The 16,293-nt window shown below is 66.5% G+C and carries 19 protein-coding genes and 1 riboswitch; of the genes, 13 read left to right on the top strand and 6 right to left on the bottom strand.

The features are described 5' to 3' along the window. Positions 1-159: 159 nt before the first annotated feature. Both DVS29_RS29665 and DVS29_RS29660 read right to left on the bottom strand, forming a co-directional pair. Entirely contained in the window at positions 160-1,536 is a 1,377-nt protein-coding gene (locus tag DVS29_RS29665; RefSeq protein WP_118184106.1) for an ATP-binding protein, read from the bottom strand. After that, positions 1,533-2,357: a response regulator gene (locus tag DVS29_RS29660; protein ID WP_118184105.1), complete on the bottom strand. Its 825-nt coding sequence runs from the start codon at positions 2,355-2,357 to the stop codon at positions 1,533-1,535. Before DVS29_RS29660 ends, DVS29_RS29665 begins: the two co-directional genes overlap by 4 nt. Before the next feature lie 335 nt (positions 2,358-2,692). On the opposite strand from DVS29_RS29660, the gene DVS29_RS29655 reads away from it, so the two are divergent. The 4 genes from DVS29_RS29655 to DVS29_RS29640 all read left to right on the top strand — a co-directional run bounded on the left by DVS29_RS29655 (position 2,693) and on the right by DVS29_RS29640 (position 4,704). Further along, positions 2,693-2,875, top strand: coding sequence for a hypothetical protein (locus DVS29_RS29655; protein WP_118184104.1), 183 nt, complete (start codon positions 2,693-2,695; stop codon positions 2,873-2,875). A 5-nt stretch (positions 2,876-2,880) separates the two neighbouring features. Next, a complete protein-coding gene (locus DVS29_RS29650; protein WP_240655845.1) occupies positions 2,881-3,141 on the top strand; it encodes a DUF6726 family protein in 261 nt (86 codons plus the stop codon). A gap of 45 nt (positions 3,142-3,186) precedes the next feature. Beyond that, positions 3,187-3,942, top strand: a complete 756-nt coding sequence (locus DVS29_RS29645; protein WP_118184103.1) for a hypothetical protein — start codon at positions 3,187-3,189, stop codon at positions 3,940-3,942. 144 nt (positions 3,943-4,086) lie between these two features. Next, positions 4,087-4,704: a flagellar basal body L-ring protein FlgH gene (locus DVS29_RS29640; RefSeq protein ID WP_420816177.1), complete on the top strand. Its 618-nt coding sequence runs from the start codon at positions 4,087-4,089 to the stop codon at positions 4,702-4,704. Positions 4,705-4,795: 91 nt separating this feature from the next. On the opposite strand, the gene DVS29_RS29635 is transcribed toward DVS29_RS29640, so the two are convergent. From DVS29_RS29635 to DVS29_RS29620, 4 genes are all read right to left on the bottom strand, one after another. Next, positions 4,796-5,548 (bottom strand): response regulator, encoded by a 753-nt coding sequence (locus DVS29_RS29635; protein ID WP_118184101.1) that lies wholly within the window; start codon positions 5,546-5,548, stop codon positions 4,796-4,798. Between the two features lie 106 nt (positions 5,549-5,654). Then, positions 5,655-6,236: a hypothetical protein gene (locus DVS29_RS29630; protein WP_118184100.1), complete on the bottom strand. Its 582-nt coding sequence runs from the start codon at positions 6,234-6,236 to the stop codon at positions 5,655-5,657. A 244-nt stretch (positions 6,237-6,480) separates the two neighbouring features. Continuing rightward, positions 6,481-7,263, bottom strand: coding sequence for an SDR family NAD(P)-dependent oxidoreductase (locus DVS29_RS29625; RefSeq protein ID WP_118184099.1), 783 nt, complete (start codon positions 7,261-7,263; stop codon positions 6,481-6,483). Beyond that, complete coding sequence (locus DVS29_RS29620; protein ID WP_118184149.1) at positions 7,260-9,008, bottom strand: ABC transporter ATP-binding protein/permease; 1,749 nt, start codon at positions 9,006-9,008, stop codon at positions 7,260-7,262. Before DVS29_RS29620 ends, DVS29_RS29625 begins: the two co-directional genes overlap by 4 nt. On the opposite strand from DVS29_RS29620, the gene DVS29_RS38200 reads away from it, so the two are divergent. The 9 genes from DVS29_RS38200 to DVS29_RS29580 all read left to right on the top strand — a co-directional run. Then, entirely contained in the window at positions 9,007-9,129 is a 123-nt protein-coding gene (locus tag DVS29_RS38200; protein ID WP_276314350.1) for a hypothetical protein, read from the top strand. The two genes, DVS29_RS29620 and DVS29_RS38200, sit on opposite strands and share 2 nt — an antisense overlap. Before the next feature lie 308 nt (positions 9,130-9,437). Next, positions 9,438-9,548: riboswitch (TPP riboswitch) on the top strand. A 187-nt stretch (positions 9,549-9,735) separates the two neighbouring features. Then, positions 9,736-10,866: an FAD-dependent oxidoreductase gene (locus tag DVS29_RS29615; protein ID WP_118184098.1), complete on the top strand. Its 1,131-nt coding sequence runs from the start codon at positions 9,736-9,738 to the stop codon at positions 10,864-10,866. Between the two features lie 34 nt (positions 10,867-10,900). Continuing rightward, positions 10,901-11,098: a sulfur carrier protein ThiS gene (gene thiS, locus DVS29_RS29610; RefSeq protein WP_118184097.1), complete on the top strand. Its 198-nt coding sequence runs from the start codon at positions 10,901-10,903 to the stop codon at positions 11,096-11,098. A 60-nt stretch (positions 11,099-11,158) separates the two neighbouring features. Then, positions 11,159-11,974, top strand: a complete 816-nt coding sequence (locus DVS29_RS29605; RefSeq protein WP_118184096.1) for a thiazole synthase — start codon at positions 11,159-11,161, stop codon at positions 11,972-11,974. After that, positions 11,971-13,077 (top strand): thiamine phosphate synthase, encoded by a 1,107-nt coding sequence (thiE, locus tag DVS29_RS29600; RefSeq protein WP_118184095.1) that lies wholly within the window; start codon positions 11,971-11,973, stop codon positions 13,075-13,077. Before DVS29_RS29605 ends, thiE begins: the two co-directional genes overlap by 4 nt. Before the next feature lie 97 nt (positions 13,078-13,174). After that, complete coding sequence (locus tag DVS29_RS29595; RefSeq protein ID WP_118184148.1) at positions 13,175-13,999, top strand: ABC transporter ATP-binding protein; 825 nt, start codon at positions 13,175-13,177, stop codon at positions 13,997-13,999. Then, positions 13,996-14,763: a lipid asymmetry maintenance ABC transporter permease subunit MlaE gene (mlaE, locus tag DVS29_RS29590; RefSeq protein WP_118184094.1), complete on the top strand. Its 768-nt coding sequence runs from the start codon at positions 13,996-13,998 to the stop codon at positions 14,761-14,763. The genes DVS29_RS29595 and mlaE overlap by 4 nt, the downstream gene beginning before the upstream one ends. An 83-nt stretch (positions 14,764-14,846) precedes the next feature. Next, complete coding sequence (mlaD, locus tag DVS29_RS29585; protein ID WP_118184093.1) at positions 14,847-15,410, top strand: outer membrane lipid asymmetry maintenance protein MlaD; 564 nt, start codon at positions 14,847-14,849, stop codon at positions 15,408-15,410. An 11-nt stretch (positions 15,411-15,421) separates the two neighbouring features. After that, positions 15,422-16,293, top strand: an 872-nt coding sequence (locus DVS29_RS29580; protein ID WP_164708018.1) for an MlaA family lipoprotein, incomplete at its 3' end; no start/stop codon positions are given.

Below are 16,293 nucleotides of genomic sequence, written 5' to 3'. Positions count from 1 at the left end.
GGCCTCAAGGGTTAGGCTTGTGGGAGCCTTGGGGTTCGGCTTCGAGAAAGCCGGACTTCACTATAGAACGCGATCCTGAGCATGGGCCGAATGGTAAGCCCGCGTAAGCGTTACCGATCCCTACACCTCGCCAGCGCCACACCAGCGCGGATGCGCGCATCACGCCGCGCGATTCGGCGCGCTGTTGAAGCGCAGCGGCTCGTGCTGGAGGTGGGCGGCCGGTTCGCTGCAAAGCGCGCTGCGCGGTTCGCAGCGCGCTTCGTGGCGCGTCTCGCTGACTGGCATCACGATCTGCACAGAGAGGCCGCCGTCCGGATGATTCGTCACGTCGCAGCGACCGCCGCTTTCCTGCGCGAGCCGCGCGACGATCGCGAGCCCGAGGCCGCAGTGGCCTTCGCCACCGCGCGCCGCATCGAGCCGCACGAACGGCTTCATCGCGGCGGCAATGCGATCTTCCGCGATGCCGTCGCCGTGATCGCGCACGGTGATCGACCATTGGCGCGGTCCGCGCGCCGTCGAAATATCGACGGGCGGCGCGCCGTGCTCGAGCGCGTTGTCGACGAGATTGGTGACGAGCCGGTCGAGCAGCGTGCGCGGCAGCGTGAACGCGGGGCCCGCGCGCAGATCGAGCGAGAAGAGCGGTTCCTCGTCGGGGCTGTCGCTCGCGGAGAACTGTTCGCGCAGGAACGCGTCGACTTCGACAGGCGGTCCAGCGTCGGCGGCTTGACCCGCGAATTCGAGGAACTGCTGGACGATGTTGGTCAGCGAATCGATGTCACGCGTGAACTCGGAACGGTCGCGCGCGGAAGGCAGCACACTCGCGCGCAGCTTCAAGCGTGTGAGCGGCGCTTTCAGGTCGTGCGCGACGCCCGCCAGCATCACGGCCTGATCGTCGTCGGCGTCGTTGAGGCGCCGCATCATATCGTTAAACGAAGCGATCAGATCACGCAGTTCGCGCGGCCCGCGCTCGCCGACGGGATCGGGCCGCACGCCGTCGCCGAATTCGCGCGCGGCCGTTGCGACCCGTGTGAGCGGACGCTGCATCTGCCACACCGCGACGAGGGAGAGCAGCAGCGCGCCGATCAGCATCGCGATCGCCTCGAGCAGGAAGCGCGGCGGCGGCGGCAGGTCGACCGGCGCGACGATCCACATCGACCGGCCGGGAAAGCGCACCCAGATGCGCGGCGGCTTCATGTCGTCGACCTGCACCTGGGTGCCGTCGGGCAGGTTGTGCAGCAGACGGTCGCGCAGCTGCGCGAGCGACGGTTGCGCGGGGTCGTGCAGTTGCACGGTGGTGGGCATGTTCCACGTCGGCACGAGGTGCACGCGCTGCGCCGGGTCGACGCCCGCGCCGCTCGACGTGGATTCGCCATTCGCTGCGCGCAGCACGAGCAGCATGCCGCGCGCGAAGCCATCGATTTCATGACGCGGCGGTTGCCGCACGACCAGCACGAACCAGCCCGCCTGAATCGCGAGCAACACCGCAGTCGACAGCAAGGCCATCCTGCCGAACAGCGTGTTCAGCGGGTTTTTCATGCGCTCGCGGAAGGTCCGCCTTCGGTGTCGTCTTCGTCGAGGAAGTCGGCGTGGTCCGGCCGCGCGGAGTCGTCATCCATCGTGTCCGCCGTGGCGGTTTCGAACTGGATGCCGGCGCCATCCGCGTCCGGTACGAACACGTAGCCCTTGCCGCGCACGGTCTGGATGTAGCACGGGTTCGACGGATCTTCCTCGATCACGCGGCGCAGACGCCAGATCGGCACATCGAGGCTGCGATCGCGGAACGCGAGGTCGTCGCGATGCACGAGATCGTGAATCAGCACGCGCGACAGCACCTTGTACGGATGCTTGATGAAGATCTTCAGCAGCGCGAACTCGCTGTCGCGCAGCGTCACGCGCTGGCCGTCGCGCGTCAACGCGCGGGTCGCGAAGTCGAGTTCGAACGGACCGAAGCGGAAGCGTTCGCGCGCTTCGGGTGCGCTCGGCGTGGCCGGGCCGCGACGCCGCAGCACCGTATGGATGCGTGCGAGCAGTTCGCGCGGATCGAACGGCTTCGTGATGTAGTCGTCCGCGCCGAGCGCGAGTCCGACGATGCGGTCGGACACCGTGCCGCGCGCCGACGCGAAGATCACCGGAATGTCATCGCCCGCTGCGCGCAGCGCGGTGAGCGCGCGCAGCCCGTCGGTTTTCGGCATCATGATGTCGAGCACCACGACCGATGGCCGTTCGCGTTCCAGCCGCCGGCGCAAGTGCGTACCGTCGTGCAGCACGGACACATCGAGGCCGTTCGATTGCAGGAACTGGCAGAGCAGATCGCGCACGACGGGATCGTCGTCGACGATGAGGACCTGTGGATTCATGCCGAAATTGTAGGCTGACGCGCGCCGCCGCGGCCGACTGTTTTCTTACCGATACTTACCACCTCATACGGCGCTTTGCGGGCCATTGTTTAGCCCGCTCTACAGCCTGTCACCTGGCTGTCATTTCACGCGTACTCCTCGTTGCGTGAAAGATTTTGTGCGGTTGTGCAATGTAGCGTAAGCGCTGGCGAAAAGCGCATGCTGCTTCACCCTTCGTTGCCGTGCCCCTCACGCGATGATTTCCTCGCAGCACGTTGCCATGCCTTCGTCCACGTCGACATCGACTTTAGATTGCATGGGCTTCCTGATTTCCATTCATCTGTGAGGTTCTTGTCATGACCAGTCCCATTGGCGGCAGCACGCCGCATTTTGGCCCGAGCGCGGTGTCGCGTCCGACGAGCCGGCCGTCGCCGTCTGCCGGCAGCACGAACGAGCCCGAGACGCCGAGCGCCGCGCCCGAGACTGTCGCGCCGCAGCCGTCCGGCCTGATCGGCAACCGCATCAATACGACCGCGTGACGCCAATGCGTAACAGCATGGGGATGGCGATGGCCGTCGCGAGCCGCCTGCGTCGCCACGCGACGGTTCGCGTGGCACGGCGCGTCGCTGCGCGTACCGCGCGGCTCGCCGCGTGGTGCGCGCTCGGCGCGTCGATGCTCGCGCTTGACGGCTGCGGCCTCGCCGCGTTGCCGTGCCGGCTGACGTCGGCGACGCTGAAGATCGTGCCCGGTGTAGGCGGCGCGGCTGCCGCGCCGTTCGATGCCTGCGCAAGCGCGATCGACTGAGCGGCGCCATCTGTTCGATCATTCACTGAAGCACTCGATTGCACGATGAAACGAGTCCTCCTCGCCAGCGCCCTGGTCTGTGCCGCATGGAGCGCGTCGACCCCGGTCGCGTTCGCCGACGATACCGGCAACCCAGAGGCTGCACGCACGAGCCATGTGGATCGCGCCGCGCCTGTGCGTAGCGCTTCGCCTGCCGTGAAGCGTGTATCCGCTCCCACGGACGAGCACGCGCGCGCCCGCACGACGCCGTTCGCGTTCCGCGGCATTTCGCTCGGCATCACGCTCGACGAGGCGCGCGCGAGCAGCATGACGCGCGCGACGCCGACCGATAGCGAGCTCGTGTGCGAGACCGACGTCAATGCCGGTCAGCTCGGCATGCAGTTGAAGAGCAGCGACAGCCTGATCGTGTCGTGCCGCTGGGCGCATCGCTCCGACGAAGGCGCGAACCGCTGGCATGTTTCGCGGGCGGTCGTAGACGGTGTGCCGGCCGAAGACCACGTGCTGCGCTTCGCGCGCACGGCGGACGGCGGTCCGCTGAGGCTGTATGAGATTTCGTTCGTCGTCGATGGCATGACCGCCGACGACCTGCGTGGCGCACTGCGCGCCCGCTATGGTGTACCGCATATGTCGACCACGGCATCGGTGCCCACTTACATGTGGCAGAACGCGGTCAGCTCGATCACGCTGTGCATGCTGCCGGGCAGCCACAGCGGCACGCTGACCTATCTGCTGAAGGATCCGGACACGCGGGTCAAGTCAGTCGAGCGCAGCTGGCAGGACAATCTCGCCGACGCCGGCTGAAGCCGGTTTTTTAGAGTCAGATTTCGTAACATCGTTTTATTGAGGAGTGCGACGATGCGCATCCCACCATCCCTTCCCAGAACCGCGATGACGTGCGTCACCGCGGCTTCGATCGCCTGTGTCGGCTTGTCGCTGTCCGGGTGCATGAGCAGCGCCATGAGGAACTCGATCGTCGATACGCCGATGATGCCGCCGTTGACCGCCGCGTCGATGAACGTGAACACGCAGGGCTCGATCTATCAGGCCGGTTCGGCGCTGGCGCTGTACGAAACGCCGCGCGCGCAGCATATCGGCGACGTGCTGACGATCGTGTTGTCGGAGTCGTACAACGACAACGACACCACGGAAGCGAAGGCGAGCCGCGAAAGCTCGATCAGCGCGACCGCGGCGGATTCATCCACCGCAGCCGCCGCGAAACTCGCGAAGCTGTTCAACATCGGCTCGGCGTCGACCAGCTTCGACGGCAAGGGCAGTCTGACGAATTCGTCGGGCATGAACGGCACGCTGGCGGTGACCGTCATCAGCACGCTGGCCACTGGCAACCTCGTCGTGTCCGGCGAAAAGCTGATCGCGACGAGCGGTAACCGTACGCGTCTGCGCCTGTCGGGCATCGTGAATCCGAAGGATATCGGCGCGGGCAATTACGTCGAATCGAGCAAGGTCGCGAATGCGCGCATCGAGCAGGCCGGCTACGGCATGCTGGCCGATTCGACGACGATGGGCTGGCTGCAGCGCATGTTCATGAGCGTGCTGACGTTCTGAGCCAACAAAAATGGCGCCGCACATCGCGCGGCGCCATTATTCAGTACTACTTCCATAGTGAAAGCGAAACCGGCGCGACGCGCCGGATGCTTCAGCGGCCTGTGTTCTCCGCCATCTCCGCGCACTTCTCCGCAAAGCCGATCTCGCCGTCGGGCACGAACACATAGCCGTGTCCCCAGACGGTCTGCACGTAGCGCGGCTCGGACGGATCCGTTTCGATCAGCCGGCGCAGACGCCAGATCGACACGTCGAGACTGCGGTTGCGATACGCGCCGCCATGCCCGTACAGCTTTTCGATGATCTGCGCGCGCGTGAGGATCGTCATCGCGTTGTTGACGAACAGCTTGAGGATCGCGAATTCGCTGGAACGCAGCGGAATGCGTTCGTCGTCGCGACGCAGTTCGCGCGACGGGAAATTCACTTCGAACGGACCGAACTTGTACGGCGCGCGATTCTCCGGCGCGCCCGGCACGACCGCGCCGCGACGGCGCAGCACGGTGCGGATACGCGCGACGAGCTCGCCCGGATCGAACGGCTTGCCGAGATAATCATCCGCGCCGAGCTCGAGGCCGATCACGCGGTCGATCACATCGTTGCGTGCCGTCAGCAGGATCACGGGGATGTCGTCGCCACTCGCGCGCAGCGTGCGCAGCGCGCTGATGCCGTCGAGGTCCGGCATCATGATGTCGAGCACCACGAGCGCCGGCCGCTCCATCTGCAGACGGCGCTGCAGGGCGAGACCGGAGTGCAGGACCGACACGGCATAGCCGCGGGCCTGAAGGTATTCGCGCGTGACGTCCCGCACTACGGGATCGTCGTCGACGAGCAGGATATGTTGACTCATGCTGGAAATCGTAAGAGATCACCACGCCACGGTGGAAGGGATTTTTTCTTTCGCTTTCTTTCGTTCTGCACGATTGGTGAGGATTCCACGAGCTTTCCCGGCGTGTTTAGTTGGTACCGCTGACCTGGATCGAATGCGCGTTCAGATCGTGCTGATCGACCACCAGGTGCGGGATCAGGCCGTTGAGCTTGCTCGACACGCTCGCGAACTTGTCGATTGCGAGTCCTTGTGTTTCGTAACGTGCGGTGACGACGATCTGCCCATGCTGTAAGAGTGTGAGATCTACAGCGGAAAGAAATTGCCGCGACTCGTCGCTGAATTCAGGGCGCCCGTAGTCCACCGCGGCGTTGTACAGCAGCTGCGCTTCGCAGCCCGGCGGCGACGCGCCGGGGTTGTAGACGACCGACGTCACGCCGCGGCGCGACAACGCCATCTGCAGCGCGGGCAGGAAGTCGCCGATCGTGACGTTCTGGTTCATCTCGATGCAGACGTTGCGGATATCCGCTGGACTGCCGTTGAGATAGGTCGGCGACGAGTGTTGCGATGCGACCGTGAAGCCTGCCTGCACCACCGACCCGGTGGCCGCAGCTGCGGAGATCAGCGTCCACGCGCAACCGTTCAGCGCGAGTGCGCCGGCGGCCGCGAGCGCGATCGTCGCAGTGCGAAGGGGAAAACGGATCAGTGACATGCACGCAGAGTCCGATGACGTGTTGAGCGAGTGCTATCGCGCGCCGCGTCGGTTCGCGGGCACACTGCCATGGTCTCTGCAAAGCGGGAGGAGCGATGCCGCGAACATGTGGGGTCGTCGCGGAGTGCTTCCGAAACCTTGCTTCGTGTTTCGGTTTCTTTCCTGAACGCGATTGCAGTCGCAATCGCGTGTTTGCTTGCCTCGTGTCGAAGCGCTTCGATGCGCGCTTGCGCGACTGAAGCGCTTAGCCGAGCGTCAGACCGCCGTCGATGTGGATCACCTGACCCGTCACATGACGCGCGGCATCAGAGAGCAAAAAGGCGATCAGCTCGGCGATATCCGCGGGTTCCGCGATCCGGCCGAGTGGCGTGACTTCCGCGGCGCGCGTCCAGACCGGCGCATTCTCGGCGGAGGGCCCGTGGTCCTTGCGGGTGTATCCAGGCGCGACGCAATTGACCGTCACGCCTTGCGGCGCAAGTTCCGCGGCTGCGGTTTTCGCGAGCGATTCGAGCGCGGCCTTGGCCGCCGCCGTCGCCGCGAACGGCGCATCCGCGCGATAGCGATGCGCGACGAACGAGCTCACCGCGACCACGCGACCGCGCTGCGAAGTGGCGAGCGCCGGCATCGCGCGCTTCAGCAGCGCGGCGAACGCGCCCGGCATCGATGCGAACGACGCCGCGAGCGAGTTCGCATCGAGCGAAGCGAGTGTCTGACGTTGCGCGTGGCCCGCGTTCGCGACGAGCTGATCGAGCGCGCCGAAATGCGCGAGCGTGTGATGGACCAGATGATCGGCGGCGCCGGGTTCCGCGAGATCGGCGTACAGCGTCGTGGTCACCGCGCCTTGCGAAGCGCATTGCGTGGCGACGGCTTCGAGCCGCTCGCGCGATGCCGTGTCCGCGCCTCGCGCATGCAACGCCAGTGCGACGTTGGGTGCCGCGACGCGCCGCGCGAGCGCCGCGCCGATGCCGGAGCCCGCGCCGGTGATCAGCACGACGCGCTGAAGCGGAGCGGACGCAGGCGTGCTCATGCGGCGGCGGCCTCCGCTGCGCGTTCCACTTCGATCGTTTCGTCGTGGAATGCGGCAAGCGACTCGCGGTGCGCGACGCTGACGATCGCCGCCTTCGGCAGCCGTTCGATGAAGAGGCGATACAGACGCGCTTCGTTGTCGTGGTCGAGCGCGCTTGTCGCTTCGTCGAGGAACAGATAGTCGGGCTTGTGCAGCAGCACGCGCGCGCCGGCGAGGCGTTGCTGTTCGCCCGGCGACAGAATGCGCGACCAGTGTCCCGTTTCTTCGAGACGGTCTGCGTAGTCCTCGAGGCGCACCGCGCGCATCGCGTCGCGGCATTCGTCGTCGGTGAAATTGGCGGCGGGTGCGGGATAGGTCAGCGCGGCTTTCAGCGTGCCGATCGGCAGATAGCTCTGCTGCGGAATGAACATCATGTTCGCGTCGACGGGCGCATCGATCGAACCGTCGCCGAACGGCCACAGCCCCGCGAGCGCGCGCATCAGCGTGCTCTTGCCCGAGCCCGACGGACCGCGCACGAGCCAGCGCGAACCCGGCAGCACCATGACGTCGCGGATATCCGAAAGCGGCTGGCCGTTGGGCAGCGCGAGGCGCAGGCCGTCGGTGCTGAGGTTCGGGTTGTCGACGAAGTGCAGCTTGATGCCGCCGTGCTCGGTAGCGGGCGACACCGATTCCTTCAGACGTGGCGCATTCACGACCCGCTTGAATTCGCGGAGACGATTGACGGTAGCGCGCCATTCCACCAGCGTGCCGTAACTGTTGATGAACCACGAGAACGAATCGCTGACGGTGCCGAACGCGGAGGAGATCTGCATCAGCACGCCGAAGCTGAACGCGCCCGCGAAGTAGCGCGGCGACGCGACGACGAGCGGGAAAATGATCGCGATCTGGCCATAGAAGCTGAGCACGAACGTGAGGCGCTTCGTGTACTTCATCACCTGCCACCAGTTGTCGCGGATGCGCTGGAACAGCGAGTGCGCGGTCGCGTTTTCGGTGGCCATGCCGTCGTAGAACGCGATCTGTTCGGCGTTCTCGCGCACGCGGATCAGGCCGAAACGGAAATCGGCCTCGACGCGCTGCTGCTGGTAGTTGATCGGCACGAGCGGATGGCCGACCTTCTGGATGACGAACGAACCGAACACCGCATACAAGGCGGCGGCCCACACCATGTAGCCCGGAATCGTGACCGGCATGCCGCCGAGCGCGACGGTCAGCGGTCCGGCGAGCGCCCACAGGATCGTGATGAACGACGCGAGCGTGACGACCGTGGACAGCAGATCGAGGCTCAGCGCGAGGGTGGTGGTTGCGAACGACTGCAGGTCGTCGCAGATACGCTGGTCGGGGTTGTCGGCGAGGCGGTCGCGTTCGATCCGATAAAAGGAGCCGTGGCCGAGCCAGTCGTTCAGATAGCGGTTGGTGAGCCACTGGCGCCAGCGGAACCCGAGCATCTGCCGCAGATATCGCCCGTACACGGCGAGGATGATGAACGCGAACGCGAGCACCGTGAAAATCATCAGCAGGTGCGGGAAGTCGTGCGTGTTCTTTTCCTGCAGCGAGTTGTAGAAGTCGGCGCTCCAGCGGTTCATGCGGACGTTGATCCACACCACGGCCAGATTCATCGCGATGATCGCGCCCAGCAGCGCCCACGCCGTCTTGCGCTCTTCGGACACCCAGTACGGCTTGATCAGGCTCCACGCGGACACCGGATCGTCCTGCGACGGCGTGCTGAGAGAAGTGAGTTTGGTCATGAGCTTCCTGATGATGTGCCGGCTCACGGCGGGTTGCATGATGCGCCCGGCGCGTTCCTGCGGCGATGCCGCCGGCAAGCGCATTGGGCATGGCCGCGCCATTGTCTGGCGGGCCGCTTAAATGGGTCTTAACCGCGGGGTCTTAACCGAGGGGCCTTGACCGCGCGGTCCTGACGGTACGGATACCGGTCAGCTGTTTCACGGCATTGTGCCAGACCATCGGCGGCTACCGGCAGCAAACGGCTGGCGCGCCAGGTGGCTGCCATCGTGACGTCAGATACGGTCGTCTGCCAACGTCGGATATGACAGAGGGGGAGGCGCCCGACAAAGGGCAAAGCGCCCGACAAAGGGCAAAGCGCCCGACAAAGGGCAAAGTGCCGCCGACGCCCTGCGTTTGCGGCTAACTCGCCTTTTATGGTCTAATGACCTTCGACGAAACAGGGGTGCTTTGCGCGTGGCCACAAGACGCGGCGAGGCTGAGAGAGTCCCTTCGCACCCGATCCGGGTAATACCGGCGCGGGAAGTTTCCGGAATTTTCCCTTTCCGCCGGGCGGAATCCGCAAGCATTTGCGGCCCATTCCACTAGCCCGGCCGGCTTCGCCCGCCGGTTTCGTCCTTGGGTACGTGCCACGCTGCCGTACGGACAGGATTCGATGACCGATCAATCTTCAGTTGTTTGCCCGACCCGTTGTACCGCCCGTCACCTTCGCCCGTCGGCAGGTGCGCGATGACTACGCGCGCTCAGCCTGACTTCGCGATCGTCGGTGGCGGTCTGTGCGGGCGTCTCGTCGCGTGGCGGCTCGCCGGCGACGGGCATCGCGTTGCGCTGTACGAGCGCGGCGATGCGCTTGGCACACAGGCCGCCGCGTGGATTGCAGCCGCGATGCTCGCGCCGCTCGCCGAGGCGTCGGTGGCCGAGCAGTTGATCACGGCCCTCGGCGCGGCGTCGCTCGAAACATGGCCGCGGATTCTCGCGGAACTGCCCGAGCCGGTGTTCTTCCAGCGCAACGGCACGCTCGTGGTCTGGCATCACGCGGATCGCACCGAGGCGCCGCTGTTCGAGCGCCGGGTGCGCGCGAACGCGCCGGCCGAGCTGCTCGACGGCGGCTTCGTTACGCTGTCCGGCAAGGCGCTCGGCGCGGCCGAGCCGGCGCTGGCGGGGCGTTTTGCGCAAGGCTGGCTGCTGCCGCGCGAAGGGCAGCTCGACAACCGCCAGGTGCTGGGCGCGCTGGCCGCGGGGCTCGTGGAACGCGGCGTCGAATGCCACTGGAATACCACGGTCACGGACGACGCATTCCCCCACGCACGCGTCGTGATCGACTGCCGTGGGCTCGGCGCGAAACCGGCCTTGCCGACGCTGCGCGGCATTCGCGGCGAAGTTGCGCGGGTACGCGCGCCGGGCATCGGGCTTGCGCGCCCGGTGCGATTGCTGCATCCGCGCTATCCGCTCTATATCGCGCCGAAAGAGGACGACCTGTACGTGATCGGCGCGACCGAAATCGAAGGCGAGGACATGTCGCCCGTCAGCGTGCGCTCGGCGCTGGAGCTGCTGAGCGCGGCGTTCTCGGTGCACCCCGGTTTCGGCGAAGCACGCATCCTCGAACTGAATTCGCAGTGCCGGCCGACGCTTCCGGACCACCGTCCGGCGCTCGTCTGGGACGGCGCGCAGACCCTGCGCGTCAACGGCCTGTACCGGCACGGCTACATGATCGCGCCCGAAGTGGCCGACGAAGCGGCGCGCTTTGCGGCCGCGCTCCTCGACCGCCGCATCGCCGACGCCGATGCATTCGCCGACTGGCAACGCAACGCGCGCTGGCACGAACTGTTTCACCTGGAGGCGGGCCACGCGGTTGCGTGAAGCCTGCCCATCGCACTACGCATCCGATTCGACTATGGACATTCACATCAACCAGAAGCCGCTCTCGCTGCCCGACGGGGCGACCGTCGCCGACGCGCTGTCCGCGTTCGGCGCGCGTCCGCCGTTTGCGGTCGCGCTGAACGGCAACTTCGTCGCGCGCACGCAGCATGCGTCGCGCGCGTTGCAGACGGGCGACCGGCTCGACGTCGTGCACCCGGTCGCGGGCGGCTAGAACGTCGCTTGATCTAGCCGAACCCGACGACGTCGATTGGTACACAGCAAGGACTCCGAGATGAATTCCACCCAATCCGCCGACAGCCTCACGCTCTACGGCGAGACGTTCCAGAGCCGCGTGCTGCTTGGCACGTCGCGCTATCCGTCGCTGCAGTCGCTGTCGGATTCGATCGCCGCGGCGCGACCCGGCATGGTGACGGTCGCGTTGCGCCGGCAGATGAACGCGGGCGGCGCCGAAGCCGGCTTCTTCGATCTGCTCAAGCGCCACGCGGTGCCGTTGCTGCCGAACACGGCCGGCTGCCAGACCGTCAGCGAAGCGGTCAACACCGCACACATGGCCCGCGAGATCTTCGAGACCGACTGGGTGAAGCTCGAGCTGATCGGCGACGACTACACGCTGCAGCCCGATCCCGTCGGCCTGATCGAAGCGGCCGCGCAACTCGTCAAGGACGGCTTCAAGGTGCTGCCGTACTGCACGGAAGACCTGGTGATCGGCCGGCGCCTGCTCGACGCCGGCTGCGAGGCGCTGATGCCCTGGGGCGCGCCGATCGGCACGGGCAAGGGCGTGATCAATCCGTATGGCCTCAAGGTGCTGCGCGAGCGGCTGCCCGATGTGCCGCTGATCGTCGATGCCGGGCTCGGCGTGCCGTCGCACGCGTGCCAGGTGATGGAGTGGGGCTTCGACGGCGTGCTGCTGAACACCGCGGTGTCGCAGGCCACGCATCCGGACGCGATGGCCCGCGCATTCGCGATGGCAGTCGAAGCGGGGCGCAGCGGCTGGCTCGCCGGTCCGATGGCCGAGCGCGAGAGCGCGGAAGCGAGCACGCCGGTGGTCGGCATGCCGTTCTGGCACCACGACGGGAGCACGGTGTGACCACGGCGTTGCCGCTATCCGGTCGCGAGCTGTTCTGGCCGCCCGCCGACGAGCTGACTGAAGCCGCGGAGCGGATCCGCGCGCGGCTCGGTGACTGGCCGCCGTCGCACGTGGCGTGGCGCATCTGCCTGACCGCGCCCGACGAGCCGAACGGCGGCGACCTGATCGTGGTGGCCGACGCGTCGCATCATGGCGAGCACGTCGCGCGCTGGCTGTCGCGCGGCGCGGGCGTGATCGAGGCGGCGGACGGCCGCGCGAGCCTGCGGCTTGCCGGCAACGTCTACCGTCTGGAAGGCCATCTCGCCGACGACTGGACCGCGGCGCTGGCCGCGTTCCTCGATTGCGGCTTCGATCCGCACGATGCGCTGGTACTGGCGCTCGCATGGCGCGACGGCGACGAAGCGTTGGCGCACGATGCCTGGCCGGTCGATCTCGCGCGCTTCCCGCGTGTGATGGGTCTCGCGAACGCGCCGTCGGTGCCGTTCGCGAGTTGCCCCGCGAAGCTCGGGCTGTATCCGGTGCTGCCTGACGCGGCGTGGGTCGAGAAAGTGCTCGATTGCGGCGTGAAAACGGTGCAATTGCGCGCGAAAAATCTGACCGCACCCCAGCTGGCGGCTGAAATTGCGCGCGCCGTTGCGGCCGGTCGGCGGCACGATTCTCAACTTTTCATCAACGACCACTGGCAGGCGGCGCTCGAAGCCGGCGCGTACGGCGTGCATCTCGGGCAGGAAGACCTGCAGCTGCCGGGCCTCGATCTGGAAGCGCTCGCCACGTCCGGCGTAAGACTCGGACTGTCGACGCACGGATACTACGAGATGCTCGTGGCGCTGCATTTCCGGCCCAGCTATCTTGCCTTCGGCGCCGTTTTTGCTACCGCCACCAAGGTCGTCGAAACCGCACCGCAAGGGCTCGCGCGACTCGAGCGCTACGTGCGGCTGCTCGATGGCGTCGTGCCGCTCGTCGCGATCGGCGGCATCAGCGCGGACCGCCTTCAATCGGTGGTGGCGACGGGCGTCGGCTCGGCCGCGGTCGTCAGCGCTGTAACGCAGGCACAGGAACCCGCTGCGGCCATTTCTGCGCTGCAGCGAACCTTTCTGCAATAATCCGAACGGTTCGCCCGGTAACCGATAGGTCTGTCACGGCAGCATTTCCACGATGGCCCTATAATCCGGCCTTCTGTGTAAAAGGACTGTCAGCTTGGTGCCTTCCTCCTCCGAGACCCTGCTCGAGCTTCGCGATGTCGATTTCGGCTACGGCGACCGGCTCGTTCTATCCGGCCTGAACATGCGCTTCCAGCGCGGTCAGGTCGTGGCGGTCATGGGCGGCTCGGGCTGCGGCAAGACGACGGTGCTGCGCCTCATCGGCGGGCTGAACCGCGCGCTGCGCGGCCAGGTGCTGTTCGGCGGCGAAGACGTCGGCGCGCAGACGCGTGACGGTCTGTACGCGCTGCGCCGCCGGATGGGCATGCTGTTCCAGTTCGGCGCGCTGTTTACCGACATGTCCGTGTTCGAGAATGTCGCCTTTGCGCTGCGCGAGCACACCGATCTGCCCGAAGACCTGATCCGCGACCTCGTGCTGATGAAGCTCAACGCCGTCGGCCTGCGCGGCGCGCGCGACCTCGCGCCTTCCGAGATTTCGGGCGGCATGGCGCGCCGCGTCGCGCTCGCCCGTGCGATCGCGCTGGACCCTGAACTGATGATGTACGACGAGCCGTTCGCGGGCCTCGACCCGATCTCGCTCGGCATTACCGCGAACCTGATCCGTACGCTGAACCGCGCGCTCGGCGCGACTTCGATCCTCGTCACGCACGACGTGCCGGAGTCGTTCGCGATCGCCGACTACGTGTACTTCCTCGCCAACGGCGGGGTGCACGCGGAAGGCACGCCCGACCAGCTGCGCGCGTCGCAGGACCCGGTCGTGCGGCAGTTCATCGACGGCGCGCCGGACGGTCCGTTCAAGTTCCACTATCCGACCAACGTCCCGCTCGACGCGGACTTTGGCATCGGCGGCGGAGGTCGCGCATGATCAGCGCCATCGGACGTTCGGTACTTGGTGGCCTGAGCACGGCCGGCTATGCGACGCGCCTCTTCGTTCGGCTCGTCCTCGAATTTTTCCCGCTGCTGCGCCGGCCGCGTCTCGTCACGAAGCAGATCCACTTCGTCGGTAATTATTCGCTGGTGATCATCGCGGTGTCCGGCCTGTTCGTCGGCTTCGTGCTGGGACTGCAGGGCTATTACACGCTGAACCGCTACGGTTCCGAGCAGGCGCTGGGGCTGCTGGTCGCGCTGTCGCTCGTGCGCGAACTCGGGCCGGTGGTCACCGCGCTGCTGTTCGCGGGCCGCGCGGGCACCTCGCTTACGGCGGAAATCGGGCTGATGAAGGCGGGCGAGCAACTCACCGCGATGGAAATGATGGCGGTGGACCCGGTGCGGGTCGTGGTGGCGCCGCGCATGTGGGCGGGCATCATCGCGATGCCGGTCCTTGCGGCGATCTTCAGCGCGGTGGGCGTGTTCGGCGGATATGTGGTCGGCGTGCTGCTGATCGGCGTGGATGCGGGCGCGTTCTGGTCGCAGATGCAGGGCGGCGTGGATGTGTGGCGCGACGTGGGCAACGGCGTCGTGAAGAGTATCGTATTCGGGTTCGCGGTGACGTTCGTCGCGCTGTTCCAGGGTTACGAGGCGAAGCCCACGCCCGAAGGCGTTTCCCGCGCGACGACGAAGACCGTCGTCTACGCGTCGCTTGCCGTGCTCGGCCTCGATTTCCTGTTGACCGCATTGATGTTCAGCTAGGGCGGCCACGCCGCGTCCTGGCGCAGGCCTTTGCCGCGCCCCACGGATGCGCGGCCGCCGCAACGAATTCTCTTGGGAAGGCAATGAAAAAGACTGCTCTCGACTTCTGGGTCGGCCTGTTCGTGGTGCTGGGTTTCATCGCGCTGCTGTTCCTCGCGCTGAAGGCCGGCAACATGAGCTCGTTGTCGTTCCAGGCCACGTACCCGGTCAAGCTCAAGTTCGACAACATCGGCGGGCTCAAGGTGCGCGCGCCAGTGAAGAGCGCGGGCGTGACGGTGGGCCGCGTGGCATCGATCGGCTTCGACAGCAACGCGTACCAGGCGGTCGTCACGATCGATCTGGACAAGCAGTACCAGTTTCCGAAGGACACGTCGGCGAAGATCCTGACGTCGGGCCTGCTCGGCGAGCAGTACATCGGGCTCGAGCCCGGCGGCGACACCGAGATGCTGAAGGCCGGCGATACCATTGCGATGACGCAGTCGGCGATCGTGCTCGAGAATCTGATCGGTCAGTTCCTGTACAGCAAGGCGGCGGATTCTGGCGCCGCGAAGCCGGCGGCGGGCGGCAGCGCCGTGCCGTCTCCCGCGCCCGCAGGTCCGGCGCCGGTGTCGCCCACACCGGCTGCGCCCGGCGCGGCGAGCCAATGAGGAGAACAACAATGAAAACCCTGCGCGTCCGTGCCGGAACGCTCGCGGTCACGCTGGCGGTGGGCATGCTCGCCGGCTGCGCGACGGTGCAGACGCCTTCGAAGGACGATCCGTTCGAAGGCTTCAACCGCACCGTCTTCACGTTCAACGACAAGGTCGACCAGTACGCGCTGAAGCCCGTCGCGCAAGGCTATGTGAAGATCACGCCGCAGCCGGTGCGTGACAGCGTGACCAACTTCTTCTCGAACATCGGCGACGTCTACACGGCGGCGAACAACTTCCTGCAGCTGAAGATCACCGATGGTGTCGAAGACGTGATGCGGGTTGCGATCAACACGGTGTTCGGCGTGGGCGGCCTGTTCGACGTCGCGACCCAGGCGCGGCTGCCGAAGCACAACCAGGATCTGGGCCTGACGCTCGGGCACTATGGCGTGCCGGCGGGGCCGTACCTGGTGCTGCCGCTGTTCGGCCCGAGCACGGTGCGCGACGCGGTCGGCTCGGTCGGCAACTACTACGTCAATCCGCTCACCTACGTGCAGCCGGACAGCGTGAGCTGGGGGCTGTATGCGCTGAACATCATCAACACGCGGGCGAATCTGCTCGGCGCGGGCGATATTCTGGCCGGTGCCGCGCTGGACAAATACTCGTTCGTGCGTAACGCGTATCTGCAGCGCCGCCGTTATCTGCTGTCGGACGGCAAGGCGGCAGCGTCGTCGGATGAAGATCAGGCGCTGCCGAAGTACGATGACGTCGATACCGGTGCGCCGGCCGCAGGTGCGGCGGGCGCGGCAGGCGCCGCCGGTGCGGCTACCGGCAATGCTGGCGCCGCGGCTGCGGCGGCACCGGCGTCGGGCGCCAGCGCGCCGGCCGCCACGGCCGCGCC

The organism is Paraburkholderia phosphatilytica, assembly GCF_003443895.1.
GTDB classification, from domain to species: domain Bacteria; phylum Pseudomonadota; class Gammaproteobacteria; order Burkholderiales; family Burkholderiaceae; genus Paraburkholderia; species Paraburkholderia phosphatilytica.
This window is presented reverse-complemented; position numbering and strand designations above follow the sequence as displayed.

Coding starts and splice junctions, on each gene's coding strand:
- DVS29_RS29665 (WP_118184106.1), bottom strand. CDS start 1,536: ATGAAAAACCCGCTGAACACGCTGTTCGGCAGGATGGCCTTGCTGTCG.
- DVS29_RS29660 (WP_118184105.1), bottom strand. CDS start 2,357: ATGAATCCACAGGTCCTCATCGTCGACGACGATCCCGTCGTGCGCGAT.
- DVS29_RS29655 (WP_118184104.1), top strand. CDS start 2,693: ATGACCAGTCCCATTGGCGGCAGCACGCCGCATTTTGGCCCGAGCGCG.
- DVS29_RS29650 (WP_240655845.1), top strand. CDS start 2,881: ATGCGTAACAGCATGGGGATGGCGATGGCCGTCGCGAGCCGCCTGCGT.
- DVS29_RS29645 (WP_118184103.1), top strand. CDS start 3,187: ATGAAACGAGTCCTCCTCGCCAGCGCCCTGGTCTGTGCCGCATGGAGC.
- DVS29_RS29640 (WP_420816177.1), top strand. CDS start 4,087: ATGAGCAGCGCCATGAGGAACTCGATCGTCGATACGCCGATGATGCCG.
- DVS29_RS29635 (WP_118184101.1), bottom strand. CDS start 5,548: ATGAGTCAACATATCCTGCTCGTCGACGACGATCCCGTAGTGCGGGAC.
- DVS29_RS29630 (WP_118184100.1), bottom strand. CDS start 6,236: ATGTCACTGATCCGTTTTCCCCTTCGCACTGCGACGATCGCGCTCGCG.
- DVS29_RS29625 (WP_118184099.1), bottom strand. CDS start 7,263: ATGAGCACGCCTGCGTCCGCTCCGCTTCAGCGCGTCGTGCTGATCACC.
- DVS29_RS38200 (WP_276314350.1), top strand. CDS start 9,007: ATGAGCTTCCTGATGATGTGCCGGCTCACGGCGGGTTGCATGATGCGC.
- DVS29_RS29620 (WP_118184149.1), bottom strand. CDS start 9,008: ATGACCAAACTCACTTCTCTCAGCACGCCGTCGCAGGACGATCCGGTG.
- DVS29_RS29615 (WP_118184098.1), top strand. CDS start 9,736: ATGACTACGCGCGCTCAGCCTGACTTCGCGATCGTCGGTGGCGGTCTG.
- thiS (WP_118184097.1), top strand. CDS start 10,901: ATGGACATTCACATCAACCAGAAGCCGCTCTCGCTGCCCGACGGGGCG.
- DVS29_RS29605 (WP_118184096.1), top strand. CDS start 11,159: ATGAATTCCACCCAATCCGCCGACAGCCTCACGCTCTACGGCGAGACG.
- mlaE (WP_118184094.1), top strand. CDS start 13,996: ATGATCAGCGCCATCGGACGTTCGGTACTTGGTGGCCTGAGCACGGCC.
- mlaD (WP_118184093.1), top strand. CDS start 14,847: ATGAAAAAGACTGCTCTCGACTTCTGGGTCGGCCTGTTCGTGGTGCTG.